This window comes from uncultured Chloroflexus sp. (assembly GCF_938091255.1).
In the GTDB taxonomy this organism is placed as follows: Bacteria; Chloroflexota; Chloroflexia; order Chloroflexales; family Chloroflexaceae; genus Chloroflexus.
Genome location: NZ_CALLJH010000061.1, coordinates 1 through 15663, shown reverse-complemented (window position 1 = coordinate 15663; position 15663 = coordinate 1). Strand labels below are relative to the sequence as shown.

Genomic DNA, 15663 nt, shown 5'->3' with positions numbered 1-15663 from the left:
GGGACGATGTATGTATGATTATGTAACCATGAACGATCACCAACAAGATCATTACCAAACACGCTGTGCGCCTTGGCGTTGTTCACGGCGCCGGAGTAGGGAAGAGGGTCGGCACCGGGATGCGGATCGGATCGAGCAACAGTGGCGGGGTTGGCGTTGCCACCGGCGTGGGTACAGCGTTGCTGCCCGGCAAATGGAGCACTTGGCTGACCAGCACGATTAGCACGAGACTGGCGATAATCAGCGCCACTAATTGCGGTTGTATACGAAGCCGGCGGGTCAAGTCTTGCAAGCGCTTGGTCGGCGCACCCACACTCGTTTCAGTCGGGGCAAACCGTGGCCGCGGCACGGTAGTGACTTGACGCAGCGGGCGCACCGCTTCCGGCGGAGCCGGCGCAATCGGCGGTTCACCGGGGCGAAAGAGCTGTTCACCACCGGGAGCGAGATAGAGCTGGGGCGCACCCCACGGCTCTTGCGCGTTTGCCAAAGCCGCCCGGCCTATTGTCATAGCAATATCAACCGGTTCGACAGCAGCCAGCGCCTGATAGCACGCTGCACTCCAGCGCACCTGCGCTGCTACGCTGAGATCAGGCAACGCCACCACTGCCCGGCCATCAGCTTCATGGAGCGCGGCGGCAAATATTACGCAAGCCTCCGGCGGCGCGCCCGCTACCGTTAGCAACCGTAGTTCGTCAATACTCACCAACAACTCAGCCAACTCACCGGCGCTCACCGCCCGCCCCAGCCGGATACGCGGCGCTTGGCGCGGCGGCTGCTCGAACTCGCCGATCAAGTGCAAGAGATGGCGCGGCTCGGCAGCTAGCTCAGCCACAATCTCATCGGCGGTCGCATCGCGCAGCCGGTCAACCACCAGCTTCCCGGCGCGCACCGGCTCGATCAGCGCCTCTCCTAGCGCATCGGCGACTATCTCATGTCCACGGGCAACCGCGATCAGCATCCGCAGCGGCCCAGCGACCCGGCGCGGCGGCAACGGACGCAGCGCGCGGGGGCTGATCCGCACCAGCGGGTAGTCGTCGCGGAGCGCCGGTTGCCAACGTTGCTTGCCATTGCTCAGGGTAAGCCACTCCCACGGCAGCGTCGCCAATTCAGGTGCAGCAATCTCTAGTCGCACCTGCATGCGCGCCCCATGCTCGGCAGCTTCGCGCGCCGTCTCGATCAACAACCGCCGGATGGGCGCCGGCAACAGCCATTCCCCCAACTCAGTCGCCGATTCAGCCGGCGGATTCACCAGCACTGGCGGCGGCATTATCTCTTCGGCACTGCGACCACCACAGCTCGCCCGCAACGGATACCCCTGCGGCGCGCGCGCTCCGATCACAATGTGAAATGGAATGACAATCTCTTGCATGCCAGTTAGGTTGGATATGGGCGGCAATTTGTCTTGAATATAACACGCCTGATCGCGGCTGTCTACCGTGTTTGGTGATTGCGGCGACGAATGCCTGTACAGCCGCACGGCCGTGCGGCTCCCATAGAGCGAGCACGCCCCCTTTCTCCGGTGGGGAGAAGGCTGGGGTTAGGGGATGAGATAGTCGCGGGCGCTGGGCGCCCTCGCTATGACAGACACCTTCGCTCCCCCTTGTGGAGGAGGGGCGATAAAAGCGCACGATGGAATGGGCAAGCTAAAGCACTACCTCAGGCCACGCAAGCCCCTTGCAGGGGCTGGAAGAAGGGAGCATGCCTGTCTCCTCCCTCTCCCCAACGGGGAGCGAGCTGAGGTGAGGGGGTTCTTTTGTGCAGCGGTGCCTTCACGCAATGATAAGGGGCGAGAGCAGGAGTACCTATTATCGCCCCAGCGCGTAAAACTCGTCGTTCGGACGCAGTGCGCTCATGTTGGCCAGTCGATTGCTCATTGCGAAGAAGGCCGCAATTGCGCCAATCTCCCAGATATCGGCTTGGGTGAGGCCGTGTGCATACAGCGGCTGCCAGTCGTCTTCACTGATCCGCGCTGAGTCAACGGCTACCTTCAACGCATAGTCGAGGATAGCACGCTGGCGGGGAGTGATTTCAGCGCGACGATAGTTGGTGGCAACCTGATCGGCGAGCCGTGGGTTCTTACTACGAATGCGCAGAATCGCGCCATGGGCAATCACACAATAGAGACAGTCGTTGGCCGCTGAGGTCGCGACCACGATCATCTCTTTCTCAGCCTTAGTAAGATTCGATGGCTTTTCCATCAGTGCATCGTGGTAGGCGAAAAAGGCGCGAAATTCGTCAGGACGGTGGGCTAGCAAGAGAAAGACATTCGGGATGAAGCCGCTCTTTTCGGCAACCTGCTCGATCCGCTCGCGGATGTCGGGCGGCAGATCGATAATCCGATCAACAACCGGGAACCGGCTAATCGGGCGATCGTCGTTGATCATAGGTAGGACTCCTTTGGTGGTATCCAATTACCAGATATTCTATCATACTAGACTATGCCCAACGAGAGTGACAAAACGTGGGCAGGAGTAAAGCCTACCCCACCAGCCAACTTAGTTGCGGCAGTTCGGCCATATGGCCAAAGCACCGCGGCCTACCACGTGCCGTCGATCAGGCGCAGCGTCATCACCACACCCCCAAAGACGACCACCGGCCTGAATGCAGCCACCAGCAGCCAACCCCAACCGATCCGCCAGCACGCCATCCAGCCCGCCAACTCGCCCACTCCGGCGGGGCCAGCCGTTAGCAGCGTGACGATGAACGCCGCCGCCAGCGGACCATACGCGCCGAGCAGGTGCAACCACGCTGGTACGCCGCTGATGATCCCTTGCCCTTGCAAGGCCAGTGGCGTAAACGCGCACCAGCTCGGGCCATAAGCAAGAAGGAATAGCGGATCGTTGATTGCGATATTGTTTCACCCAAAGCTAATGGAGAGCAGCAAAACCACCGCCGCTAGGACAAAACCAAACCCGGTGATCAACCACCATTCGGCCTGCCGTACCGCCGGCAAGGGCGTGGATTGGGTCATAGTGCGTGGATGCCGAGGCCATACGCTGCCAGTAAAGAAGGCCAAAAAGAAACCAACCTAATCGAACCAATCCTAGTGACGACAGAGACTCCATCACCGCCAAGCGGATGCCAGAATGAGAATACCGTAAAGAGCAGATTGACAACCAGATACGGAACGATCAGCAGCGGTAGCGCCACCCGCCACCGTTCGGCTCGATTGGTGGTATCGGCAGCGAACCGCAATGCTGTCCGCGCCACTACGCTCCCACGAGCACGGCTGCCATGCTATGGGCAAATTCGAGCAAGACTGGCACAGTCAATGCAGCCAACCATGCACCACCCAACGCATTGCCCACAACGACAGGCGAAGGGGTTATGAAGCAACTCCTCTCCGATAGCGACGCATCAACGCCACAGCGGAAGAGAAGGCGGTCGATCATCGACATAGTTGGGATCGCGACGCTGCCCGGTTTAGATGTTTGCAATGAGCACCAGCAGACTCGGCGCAAGGAAACCGCTGAGGGCGACAATGCCGCTCAAACTGTGAGCGAGGGCTGGCCACGTCACCGCGCCTGTGCGGTAGGCAATCACGCCATACGCCAACCCAAGCCATAAGGTTGCTACGACAAACTCTATCACACTCTCGGCGGGAAAAATGATCTGCGGCGCTAGGTGCCAGAGTGCAAAGCCGAACGAGAGATACACCATTGCCAACCAGATGTTGCGTGGAAAGAGATGAACATACATTCCGCGCCACAGTAGCTCTTCGCCGCAACCGTTGATCATCGCCAACGGGATAGCCAGCGCGATAAGCGATAACGGCGCCGCAACGAACGTTTCCGCATACATCACGATCTCGATCACGATAACGATCACCCAAAGTAGGGCAACCGGCCAGTTTAGCCGGCTAAAGAGTGCCACTCGCTCGCGCCACATCGTTATCCATGCTGCGCTGCCCAAAAGCTGCCGTGGCACGAGTAAGCATCAGACGAGCCAATAGATCGCGAACCCGCCGAGATAGCCGGCCTCGCGGCCCAACCAGCGCGCTGCGATCAGAAATATTCCACTTATACTGAGGATGACCAGCAGCGGCAGCACCAGCGCAACTTGCTGGACGGTTGATTTACCGGCATGCGCTTGTGGCAAATTGTTCATCATCGCTCCGTTCAACGCTGCCCGCGCCGGCCTAGCACGAGAGCGAACACCACACTAATGCTTGCCGCCAACGGCAACACACACCACAAATCGGCGGCCAGCGGTGGCGGGGTTGGCTCAGTGGTCGGGTCGAACGTCACCAAATACCAGCGATCCTTGTGGGCGATGAATTGCTCGCGGCTGAGGTCAACTCCCAACACTTGGACAAACCGGCGAAACGTTGGGTTGGCTTCCACAAATCCATACGCCTCAGCCAATTCAGCGTCATCGGTTACTCGCCGCGCCCGGCAATGTTCAACGCCATCAGCGGTCTGGATCGTCACGCGCGCATCGGCGAGGATATTGCGGTACCAGTCTGACCGCATACCGTACCCGTTCACGACATATTTACGGCCATAGTACGTATGGAACTCGATAGCCGTCCGGCGAGGCAAGCCACTCTTACGCCCAGTAGTGGTGACGATCATAAACAGTCTGCCGACCAGCGCCCCTAAACCCAACCGGTAGAGCAGGATCGGCAACCGGAAGATCGCGCGCACAACGGGATGCGAAGGGTAAGGCCCAAGATGATCATCTTTCAAGTGTAGACACCTGTCGCTTCATCCCTGCATTGCAAGCCGGGAGTTAATCCCCTTTGAGATTCGGGGGCGGACAGCACATTTGGTTGAGCATCACCGTCGATCACTTTACGATACCTCAACGCCCAATTTTGCACGCCCCTCTCCCGCGCCAGTAGGAGAGGGGCTGGGGGTGCGAGTGACCCACCGCGTCCTAAGGCCATCAACCGCATCTACGCTCATGCGTTCTGGCTATCCTCACGTCCGAGTGATGGGGCCATCGGGCGAGTGGAAGATACCGCCGCATCCCTACGCTGCAACAAACCCCTCATCGGGCGGCAGGTCAGGTTGTTGCGCGGCTGCGAGCGCCAACTCGTGGCAGCGCTCGTTATCCAGCACGCCACTATGGCCCGGCACATGCACAAACGTCACCTGATGACGCTCACACAAGGCCAGCAGCTCGGCCCATAGGTCGGCGTTCTTGACCGATTCGTTCGCACTCCGCATCCAATTGTTCGCCTGCCAGCGCCGCGCCCATCCCTTCTGCATCGCATTTACCACATACGCTGAATCGCTGTGGATAGTAACCGCCATGGGCCGTTTGAGCGCATGCAGTCCGGCGATGCATGCCATCAGCTCCATCCGGTTGTTGGTAGTGAGGCGAAACCCACCGGAAAGCTCTTTGTAGTGGCTGTTGTAGCGCAACACCACCCCGTACCCGCCCGGCCCCGGATTGCCAATCGCGCTGCCATCAGCATACATCACAACTGTCCCCGCCGGCGTGTCGGTTGGCGAAACCGGTAACGTCTCCGCTTCCGCGGGGAGCAACGCTTGCGCTTGGGCCCGTTCTGCCGGCGGAAGCGTAGCAACCCACTCACGCGCGGCAGCCAACGTGGCAAAACGCTTGTACAACGCATTGGGAAACCCGTCCACCTGCGCTTGGGCGCCGTCTGCGCCGTGCCATCGCCGGTATAGGCCCGGTTGGCGACCACGCACGACGAGGTAGTATTGCTGCTTCTGGCTCATAGCGCGTCTCACTGTGACAATTGCTGACTGCCGCTTACTATACCAGCTCTTCACGAGCTTGACGACCGGCAGAACAGCGCGTGATCTGCCCCTGTGCCGAGCACACTCCGCCGTAAAAAGATCTTGCCCGCAACCCTTGACTTTGTAAGCAACCTTAGGTATAGTACCAATGTCGGTACTCGCACATCATACAGCCGATTAGGCATGAAGGAGGTGATGCCCATGAGTAGTAAGCGTATGGGTGTCACCGCTGGTGAGGCCCGTTAGGCTTTACCGAACCGGTGACCCCCTTCTCCGAAACGTATTCCCCGCCATAATGGCGGGGAATACTATTTTTAGTTACCAGTAGTGTGGTATCGCACTGGCGATCGTCCCTCTTTTCGGGTGCCGTGAGCTAAGCGCGTCTGCTATAATGAAGGATAGCATGAATGCCGGCAGCCGATCCCGTTTCCGGTTAATCGCGGCACGCCCCCAAGCGCCGCTCGGCTACTTTACGGGCGTTGAGGAAGCAGGTATGAACAATTCTCAGTCAGTCGCATCGTTACGCCGCCGGCAAACCAGCTCAGCCGGCGAGCCAACCGCGAAAGAACGTGAATATCTTGAAGTGATTTACTACCTCGCGGCGCGCAACGAGCCGGTGATTGCGGCCCGGCTGGCCCGTTGGATGAAAGTACAGCCTCCGACCGTGACCCATATTGTATCGCGCTTGCTCGAAAAAGGCTTTATCGAGCGCAATGCCCATGGTGAAATTACGCTCACTCCTAGCGGGTTGCAATTGGCCGAGGCGATGGTGCGTCGTCATCGAATCCTCGAGCGATTTCTCGTTGATGTTATGGGATTGCCATGGCATCTGATTCACGAAGAGGCCGTCCGGCTCGAGCACGCCCTCTCGCCAGTGATGGAAGAGCGGATTATAGCACTGGTTGGGCAGGCGACAACGTGCCCGCACGGTAATCCGATTCCCGGCCAACACGAGGTCTACGCCGGCAATACCCGGCTCGATACGGCCCAGCCGGGGCGCTCGTTCACCATTCGCCGCATTGCGGAAGAAGCCGAAGAAGAGACGCCGATTGTCGCCTTTCTCGAAGCTAATGGCCTAGTGCCGGGCGCTGCCTTTACCATCACTGATAATATTCCCGCAATCGGCGTCACCCTCCAACGTCCGGGGTTGTCGATTACCGTGCCCACGCATATTGCTGAGTTAATTTGGGGCGATCTCGCTGGTGAAGAGTAGGCGCCGGTAGGTCTGGAGCACATTTATGGCGCGGATCACAGTCACCATTCACGGTGAGCAGCGCACGTTCCCGATTACCGAGCGCGGCCTTACGATTGGTCGCCAGCTCGACAATGAGATTGTGTTGAACCACGCAATCGTTTCGCGCAAGCATGCGCGCGTTGAGTTGCGCGGACGGCGGGCATGGGTGATTGACCTCAATAGCCGGAATGGGGTGACGGTCAATCGCCTGCGGGTGAAGGAAGAGCAGCTCAACGACGGTGATGTGATCGGGGTCGGCCCCTTCGAGCTACTCTATGAAGACCGGGCCGCCCAGAGCGTGGTGCTTGATGATAACCGCTATTTTCCGGTCGCCTCAGAGTCGCAAGCGGTTGCTGCGCACGAACTGCAGTTGCAACCCACCGATCTGCAAGCTTTTTACCAACTGAGCATGCGGGTTAATCAGGCACTCGATTACCGCGAGCTGCTCGATTTGGTGATGGAGGAGATTATCCGGCTGGTGCCGGCGCAGCGCGGCTTCTTGCTTCTGCGCAAGGGCGACGAGCTGGTGCCGCGCGTGATTTTGCCTCCCGGCACCGGCGATGTGGCGATTGCCGGTAGCATTGTGCGCAAAGCGATCGATCGCGGTGAAGCGGTGCTCACCCACGATGCCCGCATGGAGTTTGCCGGTTCTAAGAGCATTATCGCCGCGAACATTCGCTCGGCCATCTGCGCGCCACTGCTGACCCAAGGCGGCACGATCGGCGTTATCTTGCTCGACTCGCCCGGTCGCGAACAATTTACTACCCGTGACCGCGATATGGTCGTGGCGATTGCCAATTTGGCCGCAGTGGCGATCGAACGCGCCCGCCTTACCGAAGAGTTGCGGGTGCAGGGGCAGGTGCGGCAAAATCTCGAACGCTTCCTCTCGCCCAATGTGGCCCACGCGCTCTCGCGCTACGTCGCCCAGCACGGAAAACTCTGGGAAGCGCAGGAACAACTGGTGACGGTGCTCTTTGCCGATGTGAAGGGCTTTACTGCGCTTTCCGAACGGCTGTCGCCGCGTGAAGTGCAAGATTTGCTCAACGAGTATTTGCACGAAATGACCGAGGTCATCTTCCGTTACAATGGCACGGTCGATAAGTACATCGGCGATGGCATTATGGCCATTTTCGGCGCACCGCGCCTGCCTGACGAGCCGCTCGACGAGCAACATGCCCTGCGCGCAGTGTCAGCCGCGGTTGAGATGCAGCAAGCCCAACAGCGGTTAGTCAGCCGCCTTGATCCCGATAAGGCGTTTACCATTCGCATCGGGGTGAATACCGGCCCGGCCTATACTGGTTTTTTCGGCACGCGCCACCGGCTTGAATACACTGCGATTGGCGATACCGTGAATACCGCTTCCCGCCTCGAATCGGCTGCTGAGCCGGGCACGGTGTTTATTGGCGAAGATACGGCCCGTTTGGTGAGCGATCAGTTCGAGCTGCAAGAGATGGGTGAGTTGCAACTAAAGGGCAAGCAGCAGCGGGTACGCGCGTATAAAGTGCTTGGCCCGCGCGCCAAGCCCGGCGGGCAGGCGACGATAGTCTATGTGGGGCCGTAAGGACTGGGTGGATTGGCTTAGAAAGACGTTGTATGCCAATTGTTGTCGGTATTCGGTTCAAAGATAGCGGCAAAATCTATTATTTCGACCCGCGCGATCTCGAACTCCATACCGGTGATCCGGTGATTGTTGAGACGGTGCGCGGCCTTGAGTTGGCAAGGGTGGCGTTTGAACGGCGCGAAGTGGGCGATGACGCTATTGTCGGCGAATTGAAGCCAGTGGTGCGGCGCGCCGAAGATGCCGATTTGGCCCGCATGGCCGAGTTGCAACAGTATCACGCCGAGGCGCTGGCCCGTTGCGCCGAGAAGGTGCAAGAGCACGGCTTGCCGATGAAGTTGGTGAAGGCCGAATACTCCTTCGATGGCTCCCGCCTGACCTTTTACTTTACCGCCGATCAGCGGGTCGATTTTCGCCAATTGGTGCGCGATTTGGCCCGCACGTTCAAGACGCGCATCGAGCTGCGCCAAATTGGGCCGCGCGATGAGGCGAAGATGCTTGGCGGTATTGGCCCATGTGGCCGGATCCTCTGCTGCGCCTCCTTCCTGCCCGATTACGCTCGGGTCTCGATCAAGATGGCCAAAGACCAAGACCTGCCGCTGAATCCGAGCAAGATTAGCGGGGTTTGCGGGCGGTTGCTCTGTTGCCTCTCATACGAACACGAGCAGTATTTGGAAATGCGCAGCCAGTTGCCTAAACGCGGCACGTGGGTGATGACGCCCGATGGGCCGGGTGAGGTGGTCGGCCAGCACGTGCTTAAGCAGCAAGTGTTGGTGCAATTGGCCAGCAGCGGGATGATCGAGACCTACGATATACCGCAGATTACGCTGGCTACCGAACAGGTGGCGGCGCTGGCGCGCGCGCGCGCGGCTGAGGGAATTACGCCGGCGCGTCCGGCTAAGACCGAGCGTGGTGAACGCCGGATGCTGCGCGATGAGGTTGATGCTTTCGAGTGGAACGATGATCTTAGTTTGTTGGAAGATGATGAGCCATCGTTCTCGCCGCCTGCGCCGGTGTTACCGCCCATAATAGAATCAAGTCGTGACGCAGAGCAGCAACTGGTGCCAAAGTCGCGGGCGCGCCGCCGAGGAGGGAATGCCGCCGATGATGCGCCGGCTGCCCCGGCCAAGTCGCCGGGGAAACATCCGCCCGCCACCGCTGCTAAGTCGCCGGGGAAACATCCATCCGCCGCCGCTGCTAAGTCGTCGGGGAAACATCCACCCGCTACTAAACCCTCACCGCAAGAGCCGGCAGGCACTCCGGGAGGCGATACAGGCAAACGGCGACGGCGACGGCGCAATACCGGTAAATAGCCCGCATTTCCCACGATGCTGCTCGTGTCGCGGCTGGTTCCTCACCGCCTTGCACTGGGCAGGCGGTTTGTTGTGTGTCCAATTGCAGATAACGAGGGAAGGGATGGAGATTTTTCAGGTTGATGAACACATTTGGGCGATCGATCACGAGCTGCTCGGCTTGCCCGGCGTGGGTGTGACTTATGTGGTGTGGGGCGAAGAGATTGCGCTGGTCGAGACTGGGACGGCGCTGACTGCGCCGAAGACGTTGGCTGGCCTTGATGAGCTGGGGATCCCGCGCGAAGCAGTGCGCCATATCCTCTGCACTCATATTCATATGGATCACTGCGGCGGCTCTGGTCATCTCGCTGCTGCGCTGCCCAATGCTACGGTCTACATTAACAGCAGTGTGGCTGAGCATCTGGTTAATCCAACCAAACTGATGGCGAGCGTGCGCCGGGCCGTCGGTGAAGAGGCATGGCCGCTGCACGGCGAGTTGCTGCCAATTCCTGCCGATCGTATTCACCCCGCCGAAGCTTTGCGCCTCGATTTGGGCCGCGATGTGGTGCTCGAAGCTATCGCCACTCCCGGCCACTCGCCCGACCATCTCTCGTACCGCGATCTGAAGAGCGGTGGTTTGTTTATTGGCGACGCGGCTGGCTTGGTGATGGAACGCTGGGGTCTCGTGTTCCCGGTTACGCCGGTGCCTACCTATAACCTTGAAGCGCATCAGCATACTATCGCTAAGTTGCGCGCGCTGAACCTGCCGCGGATCTACGTGACGCACTACGGCCCGCACGACGATGTTGATTATCAGCTCACCTACGCCGCCGAACGATTGGCCGAACTGGTTGATCTGGTCAACCGGGCGCTTGATGATGGCGATCCTGATGTTGATGCCTTGGCAGCGCGCTGGGTACCCTATCCTGACGATGGCCCGGCGGGGGTAGTGGCACGCAGTTGGTCGCGCATGAGTGTGGCCGGCATGATCCGCTATGAACTCAAACGCCGCCAAGCACCCCCCACCTCCTAGAACCGTGCGGACGGCTTCTGCAGCCGACAGGCGGCGCACTGCGTGCGCCGCTTTGATATGGTATACTGCAAGCTAGCTACGCACCGGAATCAAAAATGGCCACCGACCTGTTTACCAACCTCAATCCGCAGCAACAACGCGCCGTGACCACCGTCACGGGGCCAGTGTTGGTGTTGGCCGGGCCGGGCAGCGGCAAGACGCGTGTGTTGACCCACCGCATTGCTTATCTGATCACCGAAGCAGGCGTTGATCCGCTGCACATTCTGGCTGTCACCTTCACCAACAAGGCCGCACGCGAGATGCGCGAGCGGCTGGTGGAGTTGTTGGGCGAGGCTGTCACCGCAGATCTGACCGTGGGTACCTTCCATGCGATCTGCGCCCGCTGGCTGCGGCGCGATATTGTCCATCTTGGCCGCGAGCGCGATTTCGTCATCTATGATAGCGATGACCAAGAACGCTTAATGAAGCGAGTGTTGCGCGACCTCAACCTCAACGAAAAGCAGAATCCGCCGCGCGCTATCCTCAGCGCGATTTCGCAGGCGAAAAACGAACTGGTTGACCCAGAAGAGTTTGCTCGTCATACCCGCAGCTATTTCGATGAGGTTGTTGCCCGTTGCTACGCCCGCTACCAAACTCTCTTGCGCGAGAGCAATGCGCTCGACTTTGACGATCTGCTCGGCGAGACGGTGCGGCTGTTCCGCGAGCATCCGGCTGTGCTCGCCCATTATCAGCAGCGTTACCGCTTTTTGATGGTTGATGAGTATCAAGACACCAACCGCGCCCAATACCTGCTGGTGCGCGCGTTAGCCGAACGCGAGCGCAATCTGTTCGTGGTCGGCGATGAGGCGCAAAGTATCTATGCGTGGCGCGGAGCCGATATTCGCAATATCTTGCAGTTCGAGCGCGATTATCCCGACGCCACGGTGATCATGCTCGAACAAAATTATCGCAGTACGCAGGCAATCCTCGATGCGGCGCAAGCGTTGATTAATGCTAGTCCGCAGCGCAAATATGCGAAACGGTTGTGGACGACCAACGGCAAAGGCGAGCAAGTCATTCTCTACGAGGCGGTCAATGATGAAGATGAGGTCTCGTTTGTGGTTGGTGAAATCTTGCGCCTGATTGCTGAAGGCGTGGCTCGCCCCGGCGATTGCGCGATTATGTACCGCACCAATGCCCAATCACGCTTAGTGGAAGAGGCATTGGTGCAAGCTCATCTGCCGTACCACGTGGTAGGCGGGGTACGCTTCTACGAGCGCAAAGAGGTCAAGGACGTACTTGCCTACTTGCGCTTGGCTGCCAACCCCTACGATAGCGTCAGCTTACAGCGGGTGATCAACTGGCCGGGCCGCGGCATCGGCGAACGCACCGTCAGCGAGTTGATCGTCTGGGCGCGGCAGTTGGGGGTACCGCTTTATCAAGCGCTCAGCGAATTAGCCGGTGATCCTGCCGACCATCCCTTTGCCGCGCGCGCCCGCAGCGCTTTGTTAGAATTCTATACCCTCATTGCCGAACTCAATCGGCTGCGCGAGGTCATGGCGCTGGGTGATCTGATCGACTACCTGCTGACCCGGATGGAGGTGCAGGCGGCGTTGAAACGCGAATACGACGCCGACGAAGCCGATGATCGCTGGCGCAACGTGCAAGAGTTGCGTAATGCTGCGTTAGCCTACGCTAATCTGCCGATCGAGAACCAGTTAGCCGCGTTTCTGGAAGATGTGGCCTTGATTGCCGACGTCGATTCGCTCGATCGCAACAGTGATGTGGTGACGTGCATCACCTTGCATCAGGCGAAAGGGTTGGAGTTCCCCTACGTCTTTGTGCTCGGCATCGAAGAGGGTTTATTGCCGCACAGCCGCTCGCAGACCGATCGCGACTCGCTCGAAGAAGAGCGGCGGTTGCTGTACGTGGGCATGACGCGCGCCCAACGCCGGTTGTACCTCTGCCATGCGGCGCAGCGTGCTCTGTTTGGCCGGGTGACAGTGAGCGCGCGCTCGCGGTTTCTGGCCGATATTCCGCCGACCCTCCTCAAACTGTTGCGGCGACGTGGCTACCGGACGATTTCAGCGCCGCAGCCGGCACTGTTCAATGAGCGCTCGTTCAATCAGCCGCCTGCCCGCCGTGAGCGCGAGCGCAGCACACCGTTGCCGGCCCCGCTCAACGCTATCTTCTTCCCCGGCCAGCGGGTACGCCATGCGACCTTTGGCGAAGGGATTGTGGTCAGCAGCCGGCTGATCGAAGGCGACGAAGAGGTCACGGTGCGTTTTCCCGATCGCGAGCGGCGGCTCTTAGCCAGCTTTGCCCGTCTCGAACCCATCACGGACGGATCAGCTCATTAACCGGGCGCTGCTGCAATGCACTGACCAGAAAGTCGCGCAAAGCGCGGGCAGCCGGCGAGGCGATGCGATCACTGCGCCAAACTAAGCCAAGCGAGCGGGTCAAATTCTGATCGCGAATGGTGAGACTCACCACATTGTGGAAGCTGGCCACTGCCAGCGCCGGTACCAGCGCAATCCCTAAACCGGCAGCCACGAACCGCACTAACGTCTCGGTTTCCCCCCCTTCCATCACCGTCTGCGGGTTGAAGCCCGCTTCACGGCATGCCTTGAGCGTCGCCTCGCGCAACTCATAACTGGCCGGCGACAAGATCCAGCGTTCATTGTGGAGTTCGGCCATCGTCACGTCGCCCCGTCCGGCCAGCGGGTGGGAGGTGCTAACGATCAACACCAACGGCTCATTCAACAATGGGGTCACCGTTAACAGCTCATCGCTGACCGGCAAAGTGACAACGGCCAGATCGGTCAAACCCGCCTCAAGCAGATCGAGCAGCGACTGAATGCCGGCCTCGTGCAAGCGGAGGGTAATGCCGGGATAGCGTTGGTGGAACGCGGCTAACAGTGGCGGGAGCAGATGCGCACCGACGGTCGGCGGTGCGCCGATCGACACTCGGCCAGCCTTTAGCCCTACCCGTTCGGCCATAGCCGCGCGCGCGTCCTCAACTTGAGCCAAGATCGCGCGAGCGTATGGCAACAGCGCCTCGCCGGCTTCAGTTAGGCGCAGGCTGCGCCCCACCCGATCAAACAGCGTAATCCCCAGCTCGCGTTCGAGCTGGCTGATCTGCTTACTGAGCGCCGGCTGCGCGATGTGTAACTCGGCTGCGGCGCGGGTGACGTGTGAGTGGCGAGCAACTGCCTCAAAATACCGTAAATGGCGAAGTTCCATGCTTGTGCCCTTCTGTTCGGCGCTGAACTCTGCATAGTATGATACCAGACGCCAGTATCAATAATGGTGAGTGACGGTAAGCAGTGGCAAAGGTAGGGGTGAGGTGCAAACCCGTCTACGAGTTCGTTGCCTCCTCCCCGCTCGTAAGCGAGCTGGGGGGCCGTCCATTCGTTCCACCGCGCCGAAGTGGGTTGCGGATGCGCAGCACCCACGCAATGATCAGCCCCCTCCCCCCTCGTGAGGGCCGTTCCGTCACACAACCGTGCGGCTCACCTATAGCGAGCACACTCGCCTCCTCCCCGCTCGTAAGCGAGCTGGGGGCCGTCCATTCGCTCTACCGCGCCGAAGCGGGTTGCGGGTGCGCAGCGCCCGCACAATGATCAGCCCCCTCCCCCCTCGTGGGGGCCGGAGGTGGGTTGCCCCCACCATTACCCAATCCACGACCGTGCGACTCTATCTTAATTACCACTCATTGCATCACAGCGCGGAAACGTCTATAATCTGAACAGCAGATTCGCGCCGGCGGCGCCGGCATCGCAGGAGAATCAGCCGTGGCAGGCGAAGAAGTGCAACAGCAGATCACCGCAGCTATCCAAACGTACCGCGAAGAGATCGATCGTACCCGCCGCGAGATTAATGAGGTTGAGTCGTTGCTGCGGCAGGGGATGACCGAAGTTGACAAACTCTCGCTGCGCGAAACCTCGATCGCTAATCGCGTGCGCGATCTCGATGTCAATCTTGAGCGCTACGAAAAGACTGATATCAAGACCTTCTATACCTCGCTGATCGAAGTGCAAATGCGTTTACAAACGATGCGCGCACAGGTCGATCAGTTGCAGACCCGGCGCGAGACGTTGCGCAACCGTCAAAGCCTGTTGAGCGAATTTGTCGAATTGCTCGAACAAGCAGCCGCACAGTTGGAGCGCAGCGCCAAAGTGGCTGATCTGCCGTTTGACCCGCAGACGATGATCGCCAACATTATCCAATCGCAAGAGAGTGAGCGGTTGCGCATTTCACTCCAAATGCACGATGGCCCAGCGCAGTCGATGAGTAATCTCGTGTTGCGGGCAGAAATTTGTCAGCGGTTGCTCGACCGTGATCTCGATCAGGCGCGGGCGGAATTGGTGGCACTGAAGAATGCGGTCAACAATACGTTGCAAGAAACGCGCAAGTTCATCTTCGATTTGCGTCCGATGACGCTCGACGATCTGGGCTTGATTCCGACCTTGCGCCGGTATGTTACGCAAGTTTCTGAAAAACACAAAATCGATGTCAGCTTAATGGTGCAAAACCTCGATCAACGCTTACCCAGCCACTATGAAGTAACGATCTTCCGTTTCATCCAAGAAGCGATCAACAATGTTGTACGCCATTCTGGCGCCACCCAAGCGCGCGTGATGCTCGACAATAGCGACAACACCCTCCAAATTCTGATTGAAGACAACGGCAGCGGCTTTGCTGTGCAAGAGGCGATTGCGAGTGCTGGTACGCGCAAAAATATGGGATTGGCCAACATGCGCCAACAGATTGAGGTCTTGTTGCAGGGTGAATTCGGGATCGAAAGTTCGATTGGGCGTGGTACCCGTGTTGCGGCGACCATCCCGTTGCCGTAA

General features: G+C 59.4%; 15 protein-coding genes. 6 read left to right on the top strand and 9 right to left on the bottom strand.

From position 1 onward, the window contains the following. Window positions 1–82: 82 nt before the first annotated feature. The 8 genes from Q1A00_RS17125 to rnhA form a co-directional block, all read right to left on the bottom strand. A complete protein-coding gene (locus tag Q1A00_RS17125) occupies window positions 83–1369 on the bottom strand; it encodes a polysaccharide deacetylase (RefSeq protein WP_298402869.1) in 1287 nt (428 codons plus the stop codon). Between the two features lie 436 nt (window positions 1370–1805). Then, complete coding sequence (locus Q1A00_RS17120) at window positions 1806–2384, bottom strand: peroxidase-related enzyme (RefSeq protein WP_298490154.1); 579 nt, start codon at window positions 2382–2384, stop codon at window positions 1806–1808. A gap of 152 nt (window positions 2385–2536) precedes the next feature. Next, window positions 2537–2782, bottom strand: coding sequence for a hypothetical protein (locus Q1A00_RS17115; RefSeq protein ID WP_299758008.1), 246 nt, complete (start codon window positions 2780–2782; stop codon window positions 2537–2539). A 185-nt stretch (window positions 2783–2967) separates the two neighbouring features. Then, the gene (locus Q1A00_RS17110; protein ID WP_298408607.1) at window positions 2968–3210 is read right to left on the bottom strand and encodes a hypothetical protein; all 243 of its coding nucleotides are present in this window, start codon (window positions 3208–3210) and stop codon (window positions 2968–2970) included. Window positions 3211–3423: 213 nt separating this feature from the next. Next, complete coding sequence (locus Q1A00_RS17105; RefSeq protein WP_298483135.1) at window positions 3424–3927, bottom strand: CPBP family intramembrane glutamic endopeptidase; 504 nt, start codon at window positions 3925–3927, stop codon at window positions 3424–3426. Window positions 3928–3936: 9 nt separating this feature from the next. Next, the gene (locus tag Q1A00_RS17100; RefSeq protein ID WP_298408613.1) at window positions 3937–4107 is read right to left on the bottom strand and encodes a hypothetical protein; all 171 of its coding nucleotides are present in this window, start codon (window positions 4105–4107) and stop codon (window positions 3937–3939) included. Between the two features lie 11 nt (window positions 4108–4118). Next, window positions 4119–4688, bottom strand: a complete 570-nt coding sequence (locus Q1A00_RS17095; protein WP_298408616.1) for a nitroreductase family deazaflavin-dependent oxidoreductase — start codon at window positions 4686–4688, stop codon at window positions 4119–4121. A gap of 285 nt (window positions 4689–4973) precedes the next feature. Beyond that, a complete protein-coding gene (gene rnhA / locus Q1A00_RS17090) occupies window positions 4974–5690 on the bottom strand; it encodes a ribonuclease HI (RefSeq protein WP_298408619.1) in 717 nt (238 codons plus the stop codon). Window positions 5691–6204: 514 nt separating this feature from the next. Here rnhA and Q1A00_RS17085 point away from each other — a divergent pair. The 5 genes from Q1A00_RS17085 to Q1A00_RS17065 all read left to right on the top strand — a co-directional run bounded on the left by Q1A00_RS17085 (window position 6205) and on the right by Q1A00_RS17065 (window position 13167). Further along, entirely contained in the window at window positions 6205–6924 is a 720-nt protein-coding gene (locus Q1A00_RS17085) for a metal-dependent transcriptional regulator (protein WP_298408622.1), read from the top strand. Between the two features lie 25 nt (window positions 6925–6949). Continuing rightward, window positions 6950–8506 carry an adenylate/guanylate cyclase domain-containing protein gene (locus Q1A00_RS17080; protein WP_298408630.1) on the top strand — a complete coding sequence of 519 codons (1557 nt, stop codon included), beginning with the start codon at window positions 6950–6952 and terminating at the stop codon, window positions 8504–8506. A 32-nt stretch (window positions 8507–8538) separates the two neighbouring features. Further along, window positions 8539–9816, top strand: coding sequence for a stage 0 sporulation family protein (locus tag Q1A00_RS17075; protein WP_298408633.1), 1278 nt, complete (start codon window positions 8539–8541; stop codon window positions 9814–9816). Between the two features lie 103 nt (window positions 9817–9919). Further along, a complete protein-coding gene (locus Q1A00_RS17070) occupies window positions 9920–10828 on the top strand; it encodes an MBL fold metallo-hydrolase (protein WP_298408636.1) in 909 nt (302 codons plus the stop codon). 95 nt (window positions 10829–10923) lie between these two features. Next, entirely contained in the window at window positions 10924–13167 is a 2244-nt protein-coding gene (locus tag Q1A00_RS17065) for an ATP-dependent helicase (RefSeq protein ID WP_299757999.1), read from the top strand. Here Q1A00_RS17065 and Q1A00_RS17060 read toward each other — a convergent pair. Then, window positions 13145–14050 (bottom strand): LysR family transcriptional regulator, encoded by a 906-nt coding sequence (locus tag Q1A00_RS17060; RefSeq protein ID WP_298408646.1) that lies wholly within the window; start codon window positions 14048–14050, stop codon window positions 13145–13147. The genes Q1A00_RS17065 and Q1A00_RS17060 overlap by 23 nt on opposite strands. Before the next feature lie 551 nt (window positions 14051–14601). Between Q1A00_RS17060 and Q1A00_RS17055 the strand changes: the two genes are divergently transcribed. Continuing rightward, window positions 14602–15663: a sensor histidine kinase gene (locus Q1A00_RS17055; RefSeq protein ID WP_298408648.1), complete on the top strand. Its 1062-nt coding sequence runs from the start codon at window positions 14602–14604 to the stop codon at window positions 15661–15663.